Origin of the sequence: Kordia jejudonensis, assembly GCF_001005315.1 — a bacterium.
GTDB lineage: Bacteria > Bacteroidota > Bacteroidia > Flavobacteriales > Flavobacteriaceae > Kordia > Kordia jejudonensis.
The window spans coordinates 38111-60869 of the sequence record NZ_LBMG01000010.1 but is presented as its reverse complement, the minus strand read 5'-3'; the positions used below and the strand labels follow the sequence as shown (position 1 = coordinate 60869).

The 22759-nt window shown below is 34.1% G+C and carries 19 protein-coding genes; 14 read left to right on the top strand and 5 right to left on the bottom strand.

Annotated elements, in window-relative coordinates; translation table 11 throughout:
* Positions 1-153: 153 nt before the first annotated feature.
* Positions 154-1053, bottom strand: a complete 900-nt coding sequence (locus tag AA089_RS07395) for a metallophosphoesterase family protein (RefSeq protein ID WP_046756296.1) — start codon at positions 1051-1053, stop codon at positions 154-156.
* Positions 1054-1278: 225 nt separating this feature from the next.
* On the opposite strand from AA089_RS07395, the gene AA089_RS07390 reads away from it, so the two are divergent.
* Entirely contained in the window at positions 1279-3651 is a 2373-nt protein-coding gene (locus AA089_RS07390; protein WP_046756295.1) for a GAF domain-containing protein, read from the top strand.
* 62 nt (positions 3652-3713) lie between these two features.
* Here AA089_RS07390 and AA089_RS07385 read toward each other — a convergent pair whose 3' ends face one another.
* Positions 3714-4931, bottom strand: a complete 1218-nt coding sequence (locus AA089_RS07385; protein ID WP_046756294.1) for a Pycsar system effector family protein — start codon at positions 4929-4931, stop codon at positions 3714-3716.
* 159 nt (positions 4932-5090) lie between these two features.
* On the opposite strand from AA089_RS07385, the gene AA089_RS07380 reads away from it, so the two are divergent.
* The 9 genes from AA089_RS07380 (at position 5091) to AA089_RS07340 (ending at position 15464) form a co-directional block, all read left to right on the top strand.
* On the top strand, positions 5091-5348 hold the full coding sequence (locus tag AA089_RS07380) for a glutaredoxin family protein (RefSeq protein WP_046756293.1): 258 nt from the start codon (positions 5091-5093) through the stop codon (positions 5346-5348).
* Positions 5345-5599, top strand: a complete 255-nt coding sequence (locus AA089_RS07375; protein WP_046756382.1) for a hypothetical protein — start codon at positions 5345-5347, stop codon at positions 5597-5599. Before AA089_RS07380 ends, AA089_RS07375 begins: the two co-directional genes overlap by 4 nt.
* Positions 5600-5646: 47 nt before the next feature.
* Positions 5647-9336 (top strand): metallophosphoesterase, encoded by a 3690-nt coding sequence (locus tag AA089_RS07370; protein ID WP_046756292.1) that lies wholly within the window; start codon positions 5647-5649, stop codon positions 9334-9336.
* A gap of 47 nt (positions 9337-9383) precedes the next feature.
* Positions 9384-10067, top strand: coding sequence for a DUF6090 family protein (locus tag AA089_RS23600; RefSeq protein WP_053002265.1), 684 nt, complete (start codon positions 9384-9386; stop codon positions 10065-10067).
* Positions 10068-10095: 28 nt separating this feature from the next.
* The gene (locus AA089_RS07360) at positions 10096-11004 is read left to right on the top strand and encodes an SIR2 family protein (protein WP_046756291.1); all 909 of its coding nucleotides are present in this window, start codon (positions 10096-10098) and stop codon (positions 11002-11004) included.
* Positions 11005-11165: 161 nt separating this feature from the next.
* Positions 11166-12575 (top strand): alpha/beta hydrolase family protein, encoded by a 1410-nt coding sequence (locus tag AA089_RS07355; RefSeq protein WP_046756290.1) that lies wholly within the window; start codon positions 11166-11168, stop codon positions 12573-12575.
* An 86-nt stretch (positions 12576-12661) separates the two neighbouring features.
* Positions 12662-13723: a sensor histidine kinase gene (locus AA089_RS07350; protein ID WP_046756289.1), complete on the top strand. Its 1062-nt coding sequence runs from the start codon at positions 12662-12664 to the stop codon at positions 13721-13723.
* 1 nt (position 13724) lies between these two features.
* The gene (locus tag AA089_RS07345) at positions 13725-14447 is read left to right on the top strand and encodes a LytR/AlgR family response regulator transcription factor (protein WP_046756288.1); all 723 of its coding nucleotides are present in this window, start codon (positions 13725-13727) and stop codon (positions 14445-14447) included.
* Between the two features lie 9 nt (positions 14448-14456).
* Complete coding sequence (locus AA089_RS07340) at positions 14457-15464, top strand: SAM-dependent methyltransferase (RefSeq protein ID WP_046756287.1); 1008 nt, start codon at positions 14457-14459, stop codon at positions 15462-15464.
* Between the two features lie 178 nt (positions 15465-15642).
* On the opposite strand, the gene rluF is transcribed toward AA089_RS07340, so the two are convergent.
* The 3 genes from rluF to AA089_RS07325 all read right to left on the bottom strand — a co-directional run bounded on the left by rluF (position 15643) and on the right by AA089_RS07325 (position 18001).
* Positions 15643-16383, bottom strand: coding sequence for a 23S rRNA pseudouridine(2604) synthase RluF (rluF, locus tag AA089_RS07335; protein WP_046756286.1), 741 nt, complete (start codon positions 16381-16383; stop codon positions 15643-15645).
* A gap of 56 nt (positions 16384-16439) precedes the next feature.
* A complete protein-coding gene (locus AA089_RS07330) occupies positions 16440-17075 on the bottom strand; it encodes a GH25 family lysozyme (RefSeq protein WP_053002263.1) in 636 nt (211 codons plus the stop codon).
* A gap of 68 nt (positions 17076-17143) precedes the next feature.
* Positions 17144-18001, bottom strand: a complete 858-nt coding sequence (locus AA089_RS07325; RefSeq protein WP_046756285.1) for an NHL repeat-containing protein — start codon at positions 17999-18001, stop codon at positions 17144-17146.
* Between the two features lie 170 nt (positions 18002-18171).
* On the opposite strand from AA089_RS07325, the gene AA089_RS07320 reads away from it, so the two are divergent.
* From AA089_RS07320 to AA089_RS07305, 4 genes are all read left to right on the top strand, one after another.
* Positions 18172-19383 (top strand): BaiN/RdsA family NAD(P)/FAD-dependent oxidoreductase, encoded by a 1212-nt coding sequence (locus AA089_RS07320; protein ID WP_046756284.1) that lies wholly within the window; start codon positions 18172-18174, stop codon positions 19381-19383.
* Between the two features lie 381 nt (positions 19384-19764).
* The gene (locus AA089_RS07315) at positions 19765-20847 is read left to right on the top strand and encodes a diphosphomevalonate/mevalonate 3,5-bisphosphate decarboxylase family protein (protein ID WP_046756283.1); all 1083 of its coding nucleotides are present in this window, start codon (positions 19765-19767) and stop codon (positions 20845-20847) included.
* A 38-nt stretch (positions 20848-20885) separates the two neighbouring features.
* Entirely contained in the window at positions 20886-21815 is a 930-nt protein-coding gene (locus tag AA089_RS07310; RefSeq protein WP_046756282.1) for a mevalonate kinase family protein, read from the top strand.
* Positions 21816-21828: 13 nt separating this feature from the next.
* Positions 21829-22743, top strand: a complete 915-nt coding sequence (locus AA089_RS07305; RefSeq protein WP_046756281.1) for a geranylgeranylglycerol-phosphate geranylgeranyltransferase — start codon at positions 21829-21831, stop codon at positions 22741-22743.
* The last annotated feature ends 16 nt before the right edge of the window (positions 22744-22759 follow it).

The following is a 22759-nucleotide window of genomic DNA, read 5'->3' as shown; positions in this document are numbered from 1 at the left end:
ATTGGAAGTCTAAAATAAATTTCAAATATAAAACGCTAAATTTTAAATGTAAAAGTGTTTCTTTCAAACAACAAACAACAAACAACAAACAACAAACAACAAACAACAAACAACAAACAACAAACAACAAACAACAAACCACAAACAACAAACCTAAAACCTAGCCTGATAGTCACTCAACTTTCGCGGTCCTTCCAACACTTCGCGTTCAATCTTTAATATGCCATCGTCAGTTGTTGCTGTATACCATTTAATCAACGAAATGGCGTCGTTTTCAATTTCAATTCCTGTAATACTTCGCGGATGCACACAACTTCCATCATTAAAAAAAGAAATTTCATCAGGATTGGGAAATCGTGGACGATGCGTATGACCTGTAATCGTAATGATATTGTCATTATCAATAATCCACTTCTTAATTCTTCGTTCAACCTTAATTAAATTTTTGTAATTCTTTGCAGGACTTGTAGGATCGTGAATTCCCATAATTTGCAAAGGTGCCCACAATGCACGAACCATAAATCGGCTCCATTTCCAAAAAATATAATTCCACCAATCGGCTTGATGTCCGTGTGTTAAAAATAGTTCTTGTCCCGTTTCGGAATGTTTCAGCACAATTCCTTCATGATATTTCAAATCGGTAAACAGCGGCTTATCGGTTCCCGTTTTTGGATCAAAATAGGTAGACAAATGTTTTTGCACATACTTTTCGTTACGATAAACCATGTCATGATTTCCCCAAATGAGATGCAATCGGTTATCTTCATGAAAATCTTTTAAAATCATGTACACATTTTTGTGCGTTTTAAAAATAGATTCAAAACTCAAATTTTCCCAAAGTTCGTCTCCATCGCCAAGTTCGCAATACGTAAATCCTTTTTTATAATACTGCTTTAACGCATGAAAGTAGATGTTTCGGTTATTGGCAAAATCGTCCGCAAAACTATTATCACCACGATGACAATCGCTAAATAACACAAGTTTAGCAGTGTGATCAAACGGAATTTTGAGTGCTTCTAGATAAGCTCTTGTCAAGCGGGTTTTTGATGACATACATATATTTTAACAAGTTAAATATCGTGAAAAAACTTTTTTCTAATACAAGAATAACTCAATAACATAATAAAAACTCAAATGATGTAACATAAAACTACTATAAACGTCTATATACTAGGATCTTATTTTGAAGTTTACGATTTCTCTGTATGTAGTGGTTTCTCCGCTTCAATACCTTTAAAACTGAGGATTTTGTATCTTTGTAAATTAAATGAATATGTTATGGGGCAAAAAAATAAAAGTCAGAGCTTAAACTTACCGTTACAATTGGTTATCAGTTTTGATCAAGTTATATCTTTCTATAGTAGATATGTGGAGGATGAAAGTCATCCATATCATAAATCTGCCATTGAAATAACAGAATATTTAGACAACTATCCTGAATTACGTGAAGGATTTACTGATTTCTCCAAATTAGCTAAATATGAAGAACAAATTGATTTAGTTTTGGAAGGATTATTTCCAGAAATACTAACCGATAACGAAATCAAAGTGGCAACTATTCCATTTTCGTTTCAATCGTTTAAATATTCCAATCGACTCAAAAATATTCTAAAAAATGCAGGAGGCGAGTACGATTTTACAGCTCGAAATTTAGATGAAAAAGAATTGTATTTGCATGCCTGCGTATTAATCTTAAATGTGTGTTACGGCTATACAATCGATTTAAAACGACCTTTTTATTTTGACATTCCAGATAAAAATTTAGGGATTACCAAACATTACAGAGTTGCTTTTAATGGCGATTTTTGCCAAGTAATACCTACCGAAAATGCGCCGAAAATTACCAAAGAAGATGTTCACTTATTGTTAGATAATTACGATAATATTGAAGTTTGGAAACAAAAATTTCCACTAGATAGTTACATATTCAAAGGATTTGGAATTATGAATCTATTTGATGTTACTTTTGATGAAACGCTGTCGTCTATTCGAGAAAACTTGTTGAGAAGTGATGACAACTTGGTAGCTTCTTTGCGTAAAAACCTAAGTGAATTTTTTAACATAAGAGATTTAAAACTAGGATTTTCCGTATTTGGAAACTTAGATAAAAATACATTTAGAAGTCATATAAAACGTTCTGAAAGTTTACTGTTTAAAAATGAACATGAAGTTTCTTGTAGTGAATTTTTCTGCAAAGGAATTACGGAACATATCTTCAAAAAGAACGAAGAAATTGCAATTTCCGATATTGAAAGATATGGTGAACTCTCAGGTAAAAACGGATTTTACAAACGTCTGAAAGAACAAGGAGTACAAAGTATCATACTAATTCCGATATTGGCTTCCAAAGGAAGAGATTTGGCGGTGTTAGAAATTGCTTCGCCAAGAGCTTATGAACTCAATTCTGTAAATCAACAAAAATTACGAGACATTATTCCTGTATTTGAAGCGGCTGTTTCACGTGCTTCAGAAGATTTTCAAAATACCTTAGAAGCAACGATTCAAGAACAATATACGTCCATTCATCCTTCGGTAAAGTGGCGTTTTTATGATGCCGCTGAAAATTACCAACATCAGTTGACAGAAAACAAAGAAAATCCTCAAATTGAAGATATTGTATTCGAAGATATATATCCACTATTTGGACAAAGCGATATAAAAGGTTCTTCGTTGGCACGCAATGAAGCCATCAAAGACGACTTAACAAAACAATTGCAATTGGCAATTAGAGTATTGGAAGCAGCCTTAAAGCGACACAAACTTCCAATTTATGAAGAGTTAATCTTTAGAGTATCAACATATTTAAGTGATACGCAAGAAGGCTTAAAAGCGGGCGATGAATTAGGAATTTTACAATTTTTAAAGAAAGATATTTATCCTGTATTCAATCACTTAAAAGCAACAGATTCAAAACTAGCTTTGCTTATTGCAGAATACATCAATAGCTTGGATGAAAATCTAAAAGTTGTGTACGAAAAGCGAAAAGCATACGAAGATAGTGTTGCAATTATAAACACAAAGTTGTCAGCTTATATTGATAAAAAACAAGAAGAAGCACAACTCATGTTTCCACATTATTTTGAGCGTTACAAAACGGATGGTGTTGAGTACAACATGTACATTGGACAATCGTTGGTAAAAGACAAAACATTTCACAAACTCTATTTGTACAACTTGCGTTTGTGGCAATTGCAAAACATGTACGAAATGGAACAAGTTGCGCATAATGCCCGAAAAGAAATGGATCACGATTTACAAGTAGCTTCCTTAATTTTAGTGCATAGCAGTCCTTTGGCAATTAAATTTCGCATGGACGAAAAGCAGTTTGATGTTGATGGCGCATACAATATTCGTTACGAAATTATTAAAAAACGTATCGATAAAGCGAATATAAAAAACACCACAGAACGCTTGACGGTGCCTGGAAAAATTGCTATCGTATATTCGCAAGACAAAGACGCGCTTGAGTACATAAAATATATCAAATACATGCAAGCCAAAAATTACTTTGGCGAACTTGAAAAGCTTGAAATAGAAGATTTACAAGGAGTTTCAGGTTTACGTGCGTTACGTGTAGAAGTGATATATCAAGAAGATTTTAATGAAAAATCATCGTTAACTATTGATCAACTCATGGAAGAACTCAAATAGAAATAATCAAACCATAAAATAGTTAAAAAGCCTTCTGATGTTCATATGCAGAAGGCTTTTTATTATGAAGTAATTATTGGTAGTGTTTCTGGACGCAATGCAAATGCTATTGCAAACGCTATTACGGACACGATAATTCCGATCATAAAAACCAAATATGTCAATCGCAGAATCTTATACTTTCTATTCAGTACTTTTCCTAAAAAATACAAATCCTTGGTAAGTGATCCATACAAATAATCTCTGTCTTGCATTACTTCGCCAATTGCCCATTCAAAATCGGGGAGACTCATCTTATGGAAATTTCCAAAAAACAATAAATTTACCTTCTTCGCTTCAACATCTTTCTTGTCAAATTTGCCTTCCGTTACATTTGGTCGCGTTGCTAGAATAGATAATACCATCGAAATTACGGTAAATAGCGTAAAAATTATTGTTGGTATAATCAAGTGTTCGTTATCAGCTTTATCCAACTTTGATACCAAGGTCGATAAAACCAAAGAAATAATAATGGCATTTACCGATAAAAGTATATTTGCTTTGGTATCAGCAATATTACTTAGTTCAATATGATTTTTTAATGTAACACGAAACATGGTTTCAATTCCACGTTCGGGAGTATTAATTTTTGTTTTCTTATACTTCAATTCGGCTTTCTTCTGCTTCAACTTTTTTACCTCTTTTGAAACCTTATTTTTTGTTTTCAATAATTTGGCGAGATTTTTTCCTTTGCGTTTCTGCCAATTTTTTGAAGCATATGTAGTGTGAAACGTATGATCTTCAGATAAAAACCTAATATTTTCCTTCAGCCAATCAGATTCAGAAATAGATTCGTTTTGCGTCAATTCAATTTCCTTTCGAAGCAATTCGGTAACTTCCTCAAAATTTTTGCTTCCAATATGTCCACAATCGGCATCAGAGATAATTTGTTCAAGCAGATTTTCAGGTTTACGCCCCATTTTTGTTGCCAAAATAAGATCACTAATCACTTGTAAATCAGCGTCTGAAATATTATGTTTTTTTAGAAACTCCGTAGCAATTCGTACGCTTTCAATTTCGTGGTCATTAATTCCGTTTACATATCCTGTATCGTGAAACCAAGCGGCAATAATCAGCTGATTTGCTTGTGTTTCTTCAATTTCAAGTCCTTCAATAAGCTCTTGCGTTTTGGCAACAACAGCTTTTGTGTGCGTTAAATTGTGATATACGTATGATTGATCTACTTTTTTATTCAGAAAATCAACAACATACTTTTCAACTTCAACAATAAGAGTTTCCATATAGGTTTCTTTAATTTGAGTAAAAATACTAAACTTTAATTAATGTTTGCGAAAGATGCATAAAACGTAGCGATAAAGTATTTATTTTAAGACATAATTTCTAAGATTTTTTGAAATATTTTTTATGTAAGTTTAACTAAAAGAGAAGACTATAATTATATGAAACATTTTCCTGAAATAAAATTATACGGAACGGCAAGTTGCCACAAAACTAATTATTACAAAGCGCTGCTTGAAGAGAAAGAACTTTCATATCAATTTTTAGATGTCAGAGAAAATGAAGCACACGCGGAAGCACTACGAAATCTATACGAAAATAGGAAGTTAAACTTTCCAACACTAACTATTGGACATAAAAAACTTCGAAATCCGCGTAAAGAAGAATTGGAAAAATGGTTGCAAAAACTAATCAAATGAAACTACTAGAAAAAATTCAACAATTGCCACTTGGGTATTCGGAAGTACATTATAATGACAAAAAATATGGTGTCACTAAAAGTGAATTTAACTCAGGCAATAGTTTCAAAATTTATGCGGAAGAATTAGGAGGAAACAATTTCATAAGTCTTAATTACTATTGTACAAGTCAGCATGAAATTTTAAAACCTTGTGAAATGCCCGAACAGAAAGTCATTCACTTTTTAGAAAACTACAGCATCATATATTAACATTTTGCAAATGAATCAGTATCTTTAAGGTGCTAAAACGCTAACCAATGATAAAATCGTTACAATCGGTAGGAATAATAGTTCTTTTATTAATGTTTACTGCATGCGCAACCTTCGAAGCACAATACGCTAATGATCAGGTTCCTAGTACTTTCCCTAAAGATAAGGAAATAAAACACTCTTTCTATTTAATTGGAGATGCAGGAAACTCTGCATTAGGTAAAAAAGCCATTGCCTTGCAGATGATGGAAAAAGAACTGCAAAAAGCTTCCAAAAATAGTACGGCAATTTTTTTAGGAGATAATATTTATCCTTTAGGTTTACCAAAAAAATCAAATAAAAAAAGAGAATTTGCGGCACATCAATTAGATGCGCAAACTAGCATTGTAAAAAATTTCGAAGGAGAAACTATTTTTATTCCTGGGAATCACGATTGGTATAGCAAAGGTTTAGAAGGACTAAAACGACAAGAAAAATATATTGAGGATATTCTTGGGAAAAACACATTTCTACCCGAAAACGGTTGTCCAATAGAAAAAATTCACATAAGTGATGACATAGAACTCATTTTAATTGATACACAGTGGTACATTACCAATTGGGATTACCATCCAACAATGAATGACGATTGTCAAATAAAAACACGCACAAAATTTCTAGAAGAATATAGCAGTTTGGTCAAAAAAGCACGTGGAAAAACTACCATAGTTGCTTTACACCATCCAATGTATACGTACGGACCTCACAATGCACAATACACCTTCAACACTCATATGTCGCCAGTTCCAATTTTGGGAACTATAAAAAACTTAGTGCGTTCTACTAGCGGAACAGCAAACGTTGATCAGTCCAACAAACGTTACAACGAACTAAGAAAACGCATCATTACCTTATCGCAAGAAAACGATAAAGTCATTTTTGTTTCAGGACACGAACACAGTTTACAATATATTGTAGAAGATAATTTGCGACAAATCGTAAGTGGTTCTGGAGCTAAAATGTCTGGAACTCGCAGAGTTGGTGGCGCAAAATTCACCTACGGAACGTATGGATTTGCACGTTTAGATGTCTTTAAAGACGGTTCATCATATGTGCGTTTTTACAGTGCGGTAGACAATAAAATTGTATATGAAACACAAGTCATCAGAAAAGAAGCAGCAGAAGTTGATGTTGTATATCCTGAAACATTTCCAAAAGAAGTTTCGGCATCAATCTATACAAAAGAGGAAACTAATAAGTCTGGATTTTACAAGTTTCTTTGGGGCGAACGTTATCGTGAACAATACAGCACACCAGTAACTGCGCCAACGGTTGATTTAGATACCTTGTTTGGTGGACTAAAACCTGTTCGAAAAGGTGGTGGAAACCAATCAAAATCGTTACGACTAGAAGACAAAAACGGAGCGCAATACGTTATGCGAGCCTTGCGAAAACAAGCACTACGCTATTTACAAGCGGTTTTATTCAAAGATCAATTCATAAAAGGACAATTTGACGATACGGTTACAGAAGACTTGCTTTTAGATGTGTTCTCTGGAGCACATCCATACGCACCATTTGCCGTAGGTACGTTGGCAGATGCTGTTGGCGTTTACCACACAAATCCTGTTTTATACTATGTTCCAAAACAAAAAGCACTCGGAGATTTCAATGACGATTTTGGTGGCGAATTGTATATGATTGAAGAACATACTTCTGAAGGTCACGATGACAAAGCGAGTTTCGGATTTCAAAACGATTTAGAAAGTACGGATGACATGCTAAAAAAGCTCGACAAAGATGAAGACGTTATATTAGATGAAGCATCTTACATTCGTGCGCGTTTATTTGATATGCTAATTGGTGATTGGGACAGACACCAAGATCAATGGCGTTGGATAGAATTCAGAGAAAACGGACAACGTGTATTTCGTCCATTGCCGAGAGATCGCGATCAGGCTTTTTCCAAAATGTCAGATGGATTCTTACTTTCTACAGCTGTAAAAATAATTCCAACTGCACGTTTATTACGAGAATACAGTGGCGATCTAAAAGATGTAAAAGGTATCAATGTTGAGCCATATCCATTAGATATGACGTTAATTTTACAATCAGGAAAAGATGTTTGGGATGCGCAAGTAAAAGCAATTCAAGAAGGCTTGACGGATGAAGTTATTGAAAAAGCATTCTTACAATTTCCAGAAGCTGTACGCGATGCGCAAATGGAATCCATTAAACAAAAGTTGAGTTCAAGACGCGAAAATCTTCAGGCGATCTCAGATCGTTACTATAAATTGCTCAACAAACTTGCTATTATAAAAGGAACCAACAAAGACGATTGGTTTGATGTGCAACGTTTGCCAAATGGTAAAACCAAAGTAACAGCATACAGAATAAAAGATGGAAAACGGAAAGACATCTTTCATGAACGTACATATAATAGTGAAGAAACAGAAGAAATTTGGATTTACGCTTTAGACGATGATGACGTTTTTGATGTATACGGAATAGGAGATGAATACATTAAAATTCGTTTAATTGGTGGCCAAAATAACGACACATACAAAATTAGAAACGGGAAAAAAATTACTTATTACGATTACAAATCAAAGAAAAATACCTTTCTAACGACAAAAGGAAACAGAATATTAACCGACAATTACGATACCAATGTATACGATTACAAAAAGATAAAAAACGGTGCTACACAAATATTACCAACTTTAGGATTCAATCCTGATGATGGTTTCAAACTAGGATTCGCTACAACCATTACTGACTACGGTTTTGAACGCAATCCATTTACATCGCGTCATACCTTTAGAGGTTCATACTATTTCGCTACTAGCGGATTTGACTTTGGATATACAGGCGAATTTGGAAACGTTATCGGACGTTGGAATTTATTATTAAATCTAGATTTTACCAGTCCAAACTACGCCGTAAACTTCTTCGGATTTGGAAATAACACGCCAAATCCAGAAGCAGATGAAAACGATGGTTTGGATGTCGATTTAGATTACAATCGTGTAAAAATACGAACCATACGATTTACACCATCATTAATATGGCGCGGTCAACTTGGTGGAAGCTTTCGAGCAGGATTATCATACGAAAGCAATGAAATAGAACGTACACCTGGACGCTTTTTAGAACAAAATTTCCCTGCAAATTCAAGTGTGTTTGATCAACAAGATTTCTTTGGCGTCAACGCAAAATATCACTTTAAAAATGTGGACAATGCAGCATTTCCAACCATGGGAATCGAAGTAAGTTTAGAAACAGGATACAAAAACAATGTAAGTACTTCCAAAGGGTTTGCGTATGTAATTCCAGAATTTTCTATAGATCATCGATTAATAGCAAGCGGACAATTAGTATTAGCGACAAAATTACGCGGACATGTTAATTTTGGAGACGAATTTGAGTTCTATCAAGGTGCTTCTTTAGGCGCACGCACGGGTTTACGAGGTTTCAGACACGAACGCTTTACGGGTAAAAGTGCCTTTGTACAATCTACGGACATTCGATTAAATCTTCGCAAAATAAAAACAAGACTGTTACCTGTAAATGTTGGTCTTTTTGGCGGATTTGATTACGGTAGAGTCTGGGCTGAAAATGATCCTTCAAAAAAATGGAATACTTCGCTCGGTGGCGGAATTTGGCTTAGTGGAGCAGACATGCTAACAGCGCGTTTCTCACTATTTAGTTCTGATGATGGCGGACGTTTTGCATTTGGTGTAGGATTCGGATTCTAACCAAATCGAACCATATGAAACTATTCAGAAACCAAAGAAGCCAGCTTTTGAAAAACAAAAAAATAGGGAAATACATCGCGTACGCTACAGGAGAAATTATTTTGGTTGTGATAGGAATTCTAATTGCAGTTTCACTAAACAATTGGAATTCTAGTAGAAAAGAAAAACAACAATTACTCAACATTTACGGTATTATTGAGAGCGATTTACAAAATGATTTAAAAGAAATAGACGAAATTCAAAGCTTTTACAAAACGGTTGATCCATTGTACACAAAAATCCTCAATGATTCTGTGCGTGCTATCGATTATGTGATAAATCCGCAGTACACATACCTAACCATTGGTTTTCCCGAAATTACATTCAACAAACGCGGATACAATCAGCTTACAGACTTTAATACCGATAGTTATACTGATAGTTTGCCAACGCAAATCATAGAATTTTATACAGAACGTTTGCGTGAAATAAAGATTGATGACGACATGCGTGCTACTGATTTCAAAGAAAACTACTCACACTTCAAGAAAAACTATACATGGTGGGCAGATTTAATCTCTTTTAAACCCAACAAAGAATTTGTAGCATATGCATTAAAAGATCCTGACTATAAAAACAGAGTTGCAACGATTTATTTCATAACCTATAAAGTATTCTTACCCGAATTAGAAAAATTTAAAAAACAAGCAAAAGTCATACTAGAAGAAATAGGGAAGCGAAAAAAAGAATGATTTTTTATAACCAAAACTACTGAAAACCATGAAAAAAACAGCAGCAGAAATCAAACAACTATTTTCCGATAACGAAAATGATTTGGCATTTGTCATAGGAAACGGAATCAATTTAAGTTTTCAAAAAGATAATATTTCTTGGAACGATTTGCTGCTTGATTTATGGAAAAAACACTCAGAAGAACCCATTTCGGAAATTCCAGCAGGGATATCATTTATAGAATTTTATGACGCGCTCAATTTGCAAAACGTAACCCAAACAGGATTTTCTACACAATTGCAAAAAGATGTACAAAGTAGTATGCGCGATTGGCAACCCAATAATGATCAAAATTTAATATTGGATAAAATAAAATCGTTTGATGCGCCAATTCTGACGACAAACTTTGACGATCTCATTCCAAAATCAATGCAATTATCAGCACATAAAATCTTAGGAACAAGTTTTACAGACTTCTATCCTTGGACTTCGTACTACGCGCCAAACAAACTAAAAAGTCCACTAGACGGTTTTGGAGTTTGGTATGTAAATGGAATGATAAAATACCACAGAAGTATCAAACTTGGTTTGTCTGAATATATGGGAAATGTAGAACGCGCTCGAAAATTGGTTAACAACAATTACGGTCAAACTATCACGGAAGGTGTCAATCCTTGGAATACGAACAACACGTGGATAGACATCATATTCAACAAATCGATTTGTATTTTTGGATTAGGCTTAGATGAAACCGAAGTTTTCTTCCGTTGGTTACTCATTCAACGTGCCAAGTTTTTCAAACGCTTTCCAAATTTCAGTCACAAAGGTTGGTATATAATGCCCGCTTCAGAAAACAATCCAGGAACTGCTGGAAAGAAATTTTTCTTAAAATCAGTTGGTATAGAAGTAGTTGAGGTTGATGATTTTTCAGTAATGTATAACGATATTTGGCAATAACCATTACACTTTTGAAGTCAAATATAGAATGTTCAGCTCTTTTTTCAACATTCAATAGTTCAAAAACCGTTCGGCATAAGCTAATTTCCGTTCGTCATAATTTCGTTGTGTAAAACGACGTTGCAGACTACTTTTACATCGTAATCAAAAAACAAACAGACATGCAATCATTTACTTTATACAAAATTGTTTTTACAATAGCGTTTTTCTTAGCTACCGTTTTAGCTTCCGCGCAAGACATTTCAGGAACTTGGAAAGGTGCTTTAAAAGTACAAGGAATGGAACTTCCATTAGCACTCAATATTTCAGAAGCTGATGGCGAATATTCGGCTACATTAGACAGTCCAAAACAAGGTGCCTTTGGAATTCCGATTGATAAAACTACGTTTGAAAACAATCAATTGACAATTTCACAAAGTCAAATGGGAATGGAATATACAGCAACCTATGAAGGTGGAATGTTCAAAGGAACATTTAAACAATCAGGACAAGTATTTCCATTAGATTTAGAAAAAGGCGAAAAAGTAGAAAAAACAGAAAAAAAACCAAAACCACAAGAACCTAAAAAACCCTATCCATACGCTTCAGAAGATATCACTTTTGAAAATGCTAAAGCAGGAAACATCAAACTTGCAGGAACCTTAACTTTGCCACAAAATGTGAAAAATCCACCAGTTGTAATTCTTATCAGCGGTTCAGGTCCACAAAATCGGAATGAAGAATTATTGGGACACAAACCATTTTTAGTTTTGGCAGATCATTTAACGCGAAACGGAATTGCAGTTTTACGTTATGACGATAGAGGAACCGCACAATCAGAAGGCGATTTCGCATCTGCAACGTCATTTGACTTTGCAACAGATGTAGAAGCTGCAATGGCATATTTACAAACAAGAAAAGACGTTGTTGATACCAATAAAATAGGTTTGGTTGGTCATAGTGAAGGTGGACTCATTGCACCAATTGTTGCTGCAAGAAACAACAATGTAGCATTTTGTGTATTGCTTGCAGGTCCTGGAGTTGATGGAAAAGAAGTATTACTAACACAAGCCAAAAGAGCTTCCGAGTTGGAAAATTATCCAGCAATTGATATAGAAAATTCTCAGAAAACATATGTCAAAGTATTTGAAATTATCGACAATTACAAAGGTGAAGCTTCAAAAAAAGAAATCACTAAACTCTTTGAAGAGTTACGTGCTAAGATGACTTCTGAAAAAGCGAAAACAGAATTTACAGAATCGGCTATAACTACACAAGTAACAATGATTACCGCTCCTTGGATGAGAACTTTTTTAGGATACAATCCACAAACAACATTACCAAAAGTAACTTGTCCTGTATTAGCGGTCAATGGAGAAAAAGATTTTCAAGTACTGCCAGAATTAAATCTAAAGTCTATTGAAAAAGGCTTGAAAAACAATAACGATGTTACCATCAAACAGTTTAAAGATTTAAATCATTTATTTCAAACTTCAGAAACAGGCGCTTTAAGCGAATACTCAGAAATAGAAGAAACATTTGCTCCAGTAGCGTTGACATACATTTCAAACTGGATCAACAAACGATTCTAATAACCAACCCAAAAAAATGCACTTTTTTGACGCCAAATAAAGTTCGTCAAAAAGTGCATTTCAAATTTTACAAGTATATTTAAGCCATGGCAAATTCATCCAAAATAAACACAATACTATTCTGGGTATTACAAATTATAGGTTGGGGATTTATAACCGCCGCAAATGTTTGGTCCAAAATGTACTTTGTGCCCGAAGAAAAAAGCAAAGCCATCTACTTTTTCTTTGAAGGATTGTTTTTTATCGTCTTAGGAATTGGGTTGACGACACTTCTTAGAAATTATCTAAAACGAATTAATTTTGTCGCCAATCAAAATCAAAAAAACTACATACGAGTATTCATCGCATACGGATTGGCTTCTTGGATTTTTACCATACTACTCATTGGAGGATCGTACTATGCATTTTCATATATCAACGGAAGATCATTAGAAATTTCAGCATTAGAATTCTTATCAACAACGCTAAATATTGCTATTTTTATCTTCTTTTGGCTCATCTTTTACATCGTAATCAAGTCATTAGCACGCTTGCGCAAAAACAAAATTGATCGTTTACGGCTTGAAACTGAACTAAAAGATTCACAACTAAATACGCTAAAAGGACAACTGAATCCGCACTTTATGTTCAACAGTCTCAACAATATTCGCGGATTAATGTTAGAAGATGTTGACAAAGCAAGAGACATGCTCACACGACTTTCGGAAATGTTACGCTATTCGCTAAACATGAATAAAGTTGATGTCATTCGTATCGAAGAAGAACTCGAAATTGTAGACAATTACATAGCATTATCCAAAATACAACTAGAAGATCGATTGGAATATGTGCAAGAAGTAAAAAATGAGCTCACACAAATTAAAATTCCGCCAATGATTTTGCAAATGTTGGTCGAAAATGCCATCAAACATGGAGTTTCCAATCAAAAAAATGGTGGAAAAATAACCTTGATTGTCACAGATAATAATGATAAAATTATCCTGCAAGTCAACAATACAGGAACGCTTCAAACGGAGACAGATTCTACTCAAATCGGATTAAACAATATTAAAAAACGCTTGGAATTACACTATGGAAATGATGCAAATTTTACACTAAAAGAAGTTGCAGACGAAGTACATGCCATCATTCAAATACCTGTATCGTAGTATGGAAAATATCACCGCAGTTATCGTAGAAGATTCTCGTTTGGCACGAAACGAATTAAAAGAATTGCTCAAAAAACATCCGCAAATTGAATTGCTTGGCGAAGCTGAAAATGTAGATAAAGCGTATGATTTAATAAACGATGTGCAACCACAAATTCTGTTTTTAGACATCAATATGCCAGAAAAAAATGGTTTTGAATTGTTGGAAATGTTAGAAAATGTACCACTTACAATTTTTACCACAGCGTATGATGAATATGCTATAAAATCGTTTGAATACAATGCGTTTGATTACTTGCTAAAACCCATCAATCAAGATCGATTTTCCAAAACAATAGAAAAAGTAGTGGCAACTATTGAAAAAGAAGCAACTGATGAAAAACCGTTTGAATTGCATCGTCAGATATTTATAAAAGATGGCGAAAACTGTTGGTTGATAAAAATTGCTGAAATTGCTGTTTTTGAAATCGTTGGAAACTACACACGTGTATATTTTGAAGATCACACACCGTTAATCTACAAATCGCTCAATCAAATAGAAGCGAAACTACCTGAAGAAACTTTTTTTAGAGTGAATCGACAACAAATCATCAATCTCAACCATATAGAAAAAGTAATTCCTTGGTTCAACGGAAAGTTAAAAGCCGTGATGAAAAATTCTGGACAACAAATTGAAGTTTCTCGACGTCAATCGTATAAATTTAAAGATATCTTTGGCTTTTAATACATCGCAATGCAACACAGAGAAATTATAGAAAATATCACAGAGGAACTATTGTTAGACGATATCAATTATCAATCACTAAGAGATAAGTTGCAAGAATTTATGAAGTTTTTAATAGAACTTACGCAATTGGAGTTTCATGAGCCCATCAAAGATGCAGACATTCAGTTTGAAAACGGTATTGCTTTAAACACACGAGATGCTGCCATGTGTGTGGTAGATATTATTCGTACACGACAATTTATTAGAGGAATTTTGAAAGCTGTACAACACGTGCAACAACAAAAATCGACAACAATAAAAATCATGTATGCAGGTACAGGTCCGTTTGCAATGCTCATTCTGCCATTACTCACAAAATATACGAGTGATCAATTACAACTAACGTTATTAGAAGTCAATAAGGATACAATTGCTTGTTTAAAAAGATTGATAAAGAAGTTAGAAATAGAAGAATACGTTGCGGAAATTATACAAGAAGATGCTTCCAAACACAAAACAAACAAAAAAGAAGAAATAGACATTTTCATAAGTGAAACGATGCAGTTTGGTTTGGTAAAAGAACAACAAGTGCCAATAGCACTAAATCTAGTTTCTCAATTGCGAAAAGATGTCATTATGATTCCGCAAAACATAAAGTTAGACTTGACATTGATGAATGCAGATACGGAATTAATAATCAACAATAAATTTGAATCACGATTTAAAGTGTTAAAAACCGTCTTGGAATTTGACACTGAGTTCATTCATACAAACGCAGAAAAAATAAAGCGAAGCAACCGAATTGAATTGTGTGAAGGGTTACAATTTATAGAAGAAACCAACAATACATTTGATAGATTGGCAATGTTAACGTCCATTCAAGTATACAGAGATGAATGGATTCATATAGATTTAAGTAGTTTGACAATTCCTAAAAGAATCTTGAACATTGCAGATGTCAAACCAACAGTAAATAGTATCTCCATGGACTATGTAATAAAGGAAATTCCTGATTTTGAATATAAGCTAACCTGATTTCGACGTTAAAAATTTAGTTCGATACTTTTCTTTTGTTTCTTTTCTTTGGGAAAGCAAAGAAAATGAAAATAAAATACTGAAAAAGTGGTGTTTAGTAAGGAGTTTCTAAGCTCAATTATAAATATGAATTGAATCACTTATATCGAACTGACGTTAAGCTACACTAAATACCTTATTAAGTTTTATCAAGATGCGTTTTTGAAGAATGATTTGTAGAATCATAAATACCTTGCAGTTCTTCCGCAGTCAAATCACGCCATTGTCCAACAGGAACATCTAATGGAATGTGCATAATTCGCGTACGTTTCAACTTTACCACATTATAATCCAAATACTCACACATTCTTCGAATTTGACGATTCAACCCTTGTGTTAAGATAATTTTGAAAGTATACTTCGTAAGTTGTTCCACTTCACATTGTCGTGTCAGCGTTCCCAAAATAGGAATTCCATCGCCCATTTTTTGAATAAAATCATCGGTTATAGGACGATTTACCGTTACTTCGTATTCTTTCTCATGATTATTTCGCGCACGCAAAATTTTATTCACAATATCGCCGTCACTTGTAAGGAAAATTAAACCTTCACTAGGCTTATCTAAACGACCAATAGGAAAAATTCGACTCGGATAATTAATATAATCAATAATATTATCCTTCTCAACTTTTGTGTCGGTTGTACACACAATTCCAACAGGTTTATTAAACGCCAAATACACAGGTTTCTCTTTCGGATCAGAAATCAATTTGCCGTCCACACGTACTTCATCGCCAGGTGCAATTTTAGTTCCCATTGCAGGCACTACACCGTTAATCGTAACGCGTCGTTGTTCAATTAATTTATCAGCAGCTCTGCGCGAACAGTAACCGGCTTCACTTAAAAACTTATTGATTCGTGTCAATTGTATATCGCTCATTTAATTTCCTTTCAAAATGCAAAGCTACGCAAAATAAACATGCCGTATTTACAGACTTAACTAGAAATGATACTTTGTGAAATAAATCGTTTCATAGCTTGTAAATTTCCATTAAAATAATCTTCATCCACCGTAACACCATTAATATTTCCTGTAAAACTATATTGCCATAATGTCCAATTTGTCCAATTAGTTGGCAATGTCGGTTCGGAAGCATCAGGATTGGCAACCCAAAGTGGATACGCGGCAAGTCGTTGATCGTTTAAATACTCGTTTGCCGTATTTGCATTGCTATAAATCATTGGAGTACGACCGTATTTTTGCGCTATAAGATTTAAAAAAGATAACAAATCTTCTACAATTTGACTTTTATCTGTCGTTTTAATACTCGATTCTTCAAAATCAACAATTGGCGGCAACGCGTCCGTTGGATAACTATTTCCAACGACATTAAAAAAGTTATCTGCTTGCGATTGTGCGGCATCGTTGGTATAATAAAAATGGTAGGTTCCTCTAATAAAACCCTTTTGAGGAATGGTTTCCCAATTGTGTGCAAAATCTGGATCTTGAATCGTAATTCCGCCAGTTGCTTTGCAAATTACAAACGATATATCGGTATTATTGGTGTCAATAGCATCAATCAAATTTCCTTGATTGTATGAAATGTCAATTCCTTTTACGTAGTTAGACATGGTGGTAATTTAATAGATTAATAACAATCAAATTACGGAAAAACTACTTCACAAGAAAATAATACCCATTAATCAAGTGGAAATACGTATAAATTTCGTCCTTTACCATGTGAGCCTTCGTCGGTAATGTATACCGTATTAGTGTCTTTAAAACAAATGCCTTCTTTCTGTGACTTGTGATCCAAATCAAACTTTGTCATCTTTCCATTCAAAAAGTCATCTCCTTTAAAATTGGTAAACTGCCATACATTTTCATGCGAAAGTAATACTACTTTTTTTCCATCAGGACTTATAGCGGCGGAAGTTACCCAACAATCCATGTCGTCACAAGTAGTAAATGTGCTAATAAATTGCGCTTTGTGTTTTCCAGCTGTTGCAGGAATTTTATACAAATTTGTACGTCCGTATGCTTTTTTTGAACGACTTTTTGTAAACAAATACAAGTTCCCATTATGGTGAAAAAACGACTCTACATCAAAATGTCTATCATTCTTCTTTGGTGGAAACTTTTTCTGATCTGGAAACGAAAACTCAATTGTTATCGGATCAATATTTTTCTTAGTTGCCAAATCCGATGCCGACAACTTATAAATTTTCAAATGCTTTCGTTCATTTTCGTTATTTCCAAAATCACCCACATATAAATTTCCTTCGGAATCAGTGGTTAAATCTTCCCAATCATTATTCTTTGCTTGAATATTTGCCGTTTTTTCAATCTTTCCTTTTGAATTTACAAAATACAATTTTGAACCATTTCCGCCATCATTTATCATATAAAAACCATTAGAATCACTTGTCATCTCAACTCCTGAAACCTCCTGTAAATCGCCTTGCAAATGGGCAATCATATTGAGTTGACCGTAATTAACAGTGCAATGTGTAAACAATAAAATAATCGATAAACGTTTAAAAAATGTAAGTATCATGTATCATGGGTTTTTGTAAAAATACTGCTTTCCTTACGGAAGACGAAATTTTACATGCGTATTAAGAAGAGTTTATGATTTAGAAATTATAAACGTAAAATGTTGAATTTTAAAATAAAAAGTATTTCTTTACGATCTTTGAATCTTTGAATCTTTTAATCAAATCAAACATGCAACCTATAGACGTACTCATCATTGGCGGCGGCGCGGCAGGATTTTTCACAGCAATTAACTGTGCAGAAAAACATCCTGAGAAATCTGTAGTTATTCTCGAAAGAGGAAAAGAATTTTTGACCAAAGTACGTATTTCTGGTGGCGGACGTTGCAATGTTACTCATGCTTGTTTTGATCCTAAAGAACTCACAAATTACTATCCAAGAGGCGAAAAAGAACTTTTAGGACCATTTCATCAGTTTTGTTGCGGCGATACGATGGGCTGGTTTGAAGAACGTGGCGTGGAACTCAAAATTGAAGATGATGGACGAATATTTCCCGTAACAAATTCTTCGCAGACGATTATTGATTGTTTTTTGCGTCAAGCGCGAATGTACAATGTAGATTTTAGAACCAACCATGCCGTAAAAAATGTGTCAAAAACAAACCATTTGTGGCAGGTAGAAACAAATCAGGGAACGCTGGAAGCTACAAACGTAATTTTCACAACAGGAAGCAATCCAAAAATGTGGAATTTACTGGAAACGCTCGGACATAAGATTATTCCTGCGGTTCCTTCACTATTTACATTCAACATAAAAGATCCGCGCATCAAAGATTTGCTCGGAATTGCGACACAAGCAAGTGTAACAGTTGTTGATACAAAACTAGAATCTAACGGACCTTTATTAATAACACATTGGGGAATGAGTGGACCAGGAATTCTTAAACTTTCAGCTTGGGGCGCACGAATTTTAGCAGATAAAAACTATAACTTTCAAATAAAAGTCAATTGGTTAGATGAGGTTTCAAAAGAAGATTGTATGACCAACATAAAAGACTTTAAAATAGAACTCGCTAAAAAAACGGTTCAAAAAAACAATCCATTCGAATTGCCAAAACGATTGTGGCATCGAATCATCGAAGCAGCTGGAATTAAAGATCAAACACGCTGGGCAGATTTAAACAAACAACAAACAGAACAATTGGCGAGTCAACTCACAGAAGCAATTTTCAATGTAAAAGGAAAAAGTACATTCAAAGAAGAATTTGTCACGGCTGGCGGCATTGATCTCAAAGAAGTAAACTTCAAAACCTTTGAAAGTCGCAAACATAAAAACCTATACTTTGCCGGCGAAATTCTAAACATTGATGCCATTACTGGCGGATTTAACTTTCAAAATGCTTGGACAGGAAGTTATATTGTAGCGAATAGTATTGAGTTTTGAGAATTGAGTAGTTAGAAGTGAGTATTGAGAAGAGCTTTCAAATGCAAAATGTTAAAGTATTTCAACAACTCAACAACTCAACAACTTGACAAAGAACAAAGAACATCATTCGTGACTAAAATAATAAATGCTGAATGTTGAATTATAAATATCAAAGTAGTTTTGAACACCGAACACCATCACTTCGAGTAATTTTGAAATGAAATAAAGAAAATTGTATCGAGAAGCAAACGCGAGTTTCTCATTTGTATTCCATAGCTTTTTAAGCTGTTAAGTACGTTCTACTTTGTGCTCATAGCGAAGCGATACTAAAATACTAACAGGCAAAGCCAATACGAATATACCAAAATCCTTATCTTTGCATAAATTTTAAAATCGTCCATGGAAATAGCTACATTTCTACCGAAAGCATACACAAAAAGTATTGAAAACGGAAACGTCACTTGGAAATCGCCAAGCAACATTGCATTAATCAAATATTGGGGGAAAAAGGAAGACCAAATTCCGCAAAATCCTTCGATCAGTTTTACACTTGATGCCTGCGCAACCACTACAACATTGACGTACAAAAAACGTGAAACTGTATCTGAAGAATTCTCTTTTGAATTATTCTTTGAAGGAAAACAAAAAGATGATTTTAAACCAAAAATCAATACATTTTTAAACCGAATAGCACAATACCTTCCATTTTTAAAAGAATACGATTTCACGATAGAAACCTCAAATTCGTTTCCACACAGTAGCGGGATTGCATCTTCTGCATCAGGAATGAGCGCGTTGGCGTTATGTTTAATGAGTTTAGAAAAAGAACTCAATCCGAGTATGACTGATGAAGAATTTAACAAAAAAGCATCGTTTTTAGCACGCTTGGGTTCTGGAAGTGCAAGTAGAAGTATAGAAGGCGATTTAATAGTTTGGGGAACACACGAAGATACGTTTGGAAGCAACGATTTATACGCGGTAAAATATCCGTACAAAGTTCATGATGTTTTCAAAAACTTTCACGACACTATTTTATTAGTCGACAAAGGCGAAAAGCAAGTCAGTAGTACAGTTGGACATAATTTGATGCACAATCATCCGTTTGCTGCACAACGTTTTGCGCAAGCACATGAAAACCTAACAAAAATTCAGTCCGTTTTAGCAGATGGCGATTTGGACGCATTTATCGCTATTGTTGAAAGTGAAGCCTTAACGCTTCATGCCATGATGATGACGTCAATGCCATATTTTATCTTAATGAAGCCAAATACGTTGGAAATCATCAATCGCATTTGGAAATTTCGTCAAGAATCAGGAACGCATATTTGTTTCACGCTCGATGCAGGAGCAAACGTTCATATATTATATCCTGAAAGTGAAAAAGATAGCATATATCCATTTATTCAGGAAGAATTGGTAAAATTTTGCCAAAATGGACATCACATTTGTGACAGAATAGGTTTTGGAGCAAAAAAAGCGTAATTTTACATATATAAAAAGCCTCAAACAAAGTAGCAATAATGAAAGGACCACTTTTTTATTCAAAAATTTTACTCTTTGGAGAATATGGAATCATCAAAGATTCTAAAGGATTATCTATTCCTTACAATTTCTACAAAGGAGCGTTGAAAATTGATGAAAATCCTTCGCAAGAAGCCATTGAATCAAACAAAAGCTTGGTAAAATTCGCAGATCATTTAGATGCATTAGATAATGAATTAGTAACGTTTGATATTGAAATCTTAAAAGATGATTTAGCGAAAGGAATGTATTTTGATTCTTCTATTCCACAAGGATACGGAGTTGGAAGTTCTGGTGCTTTGGTGGCTTCTATTTATGATAAATATGCACATGATAAAATTACCGTTTTAGAAAACTTGACGAGAGAAAAGTTGCTAAAATTGAAGGAAATTTTTGGTGCGATGGAATCATTCTTTCATGGAAAAAGTTCTGGTTTAGATCCACTAAACAGTTACTTGAGTTTGCCAATTTTGATCAATTCGAAAGACAATATTGAACCTACAGGAATTCCTTCTCAAAACGAAGTTGGAAACGGTGCCGTATTTTTATTAGATAGCGGAATTATTGGCGAAACTGCGCCGATGGTCAACATTTTTATGGAAAATATGAAGAAAGAAGGTTTCCGTAACATGCTAAAAGATCAATTTATAAAACATACAGATTCCTGTGTGGAAGATTTCCTAAAAGGAGATGTAAAATCATTGTTTGGAAATCTTAAATCTTTATCAAAAGTAGTGTTCAATAATTTCAAACCGATGATTCCAAAACAATTTCATTCGCTTTGGAAACAAGGAATTGAAACCAACGATTATTACCTGAAACTTTGTGGTTCTGGTGGTGGTGGATACATTTTAGGATTCACACAAAATATCGAAAAAACAAAAGAAACATTAAAAGATTACAAACTTGAAGTAGTCTATAACTTCTAAAGTTTAGACACACATGTTATCTAGAAAACGCAAGCTATTTTATTACAAACTCTTCAGCTTGTTCTCTGTTGTAAGAGGCTACAATATTCTCATTATCGTAATAGCACAATATTTGGCAGCTAAGTTTATTTTAGCGCCCAATAAAGGCTTTATGGAAGTTGCTTTTGACGGACATTTATTTGCGTTAATTTTTGCTTCCGCAGTAGCCATCGCCGCAGGATATATCATCAATAATTTTTACGATGCAGAAAAAGATTTAATCAACAGACCCAAAAAGTCCATGTTAGATCGTTTGGTAAGTCAGCGAACCAAAATTATGGCATACTTTACGTTGAATTTCATTTCGGCTGTCATTGCAAGTTTTGTCTCGTTGAATGCTGTAATTTTTTTCTCAGCTTACATTTTTGGAATTTGGTTCTATTCGCATAAAATGAAGAAAATTCCACTCTTAGGAAATCTTACTTCGGCAATGTTAGTCATTACGCCATTTTTTGCCGTTTTTATCTACTACGGAAATCTCAGCAGCGTTATTTTTGTGCATGCAACCTTTTTATTTTTGCTCATTCTTATTCGCGAATTCATCAAAGATTTGGAAAATATCAAAGGTGATTTGGCTCAGAATTACAAAACAATTCCTGTTATCTACGGCGAAAAAGTCTCCAAAGGATTCATCACACTATTTGCAGCTATTGCAATATTTGTAACGATATTTCTAACTTCTCAATATGATTTGGGTTACATGCGATTTTACTTTTATGGCAGCATTCTTCTATTACTAATTTCTATTTTCATACTACACAAAGCAACTTCAAAATCACACTATTTAATATTGCATAACATTTTAAAATTTGCCATTGTCGCAGGAGTTTTTAGCATTCCACTATTAAATATAGAAGCCATTTTAAATAAAATAAATACGGTTTTGTAATGTAAAGAAGAAAGTG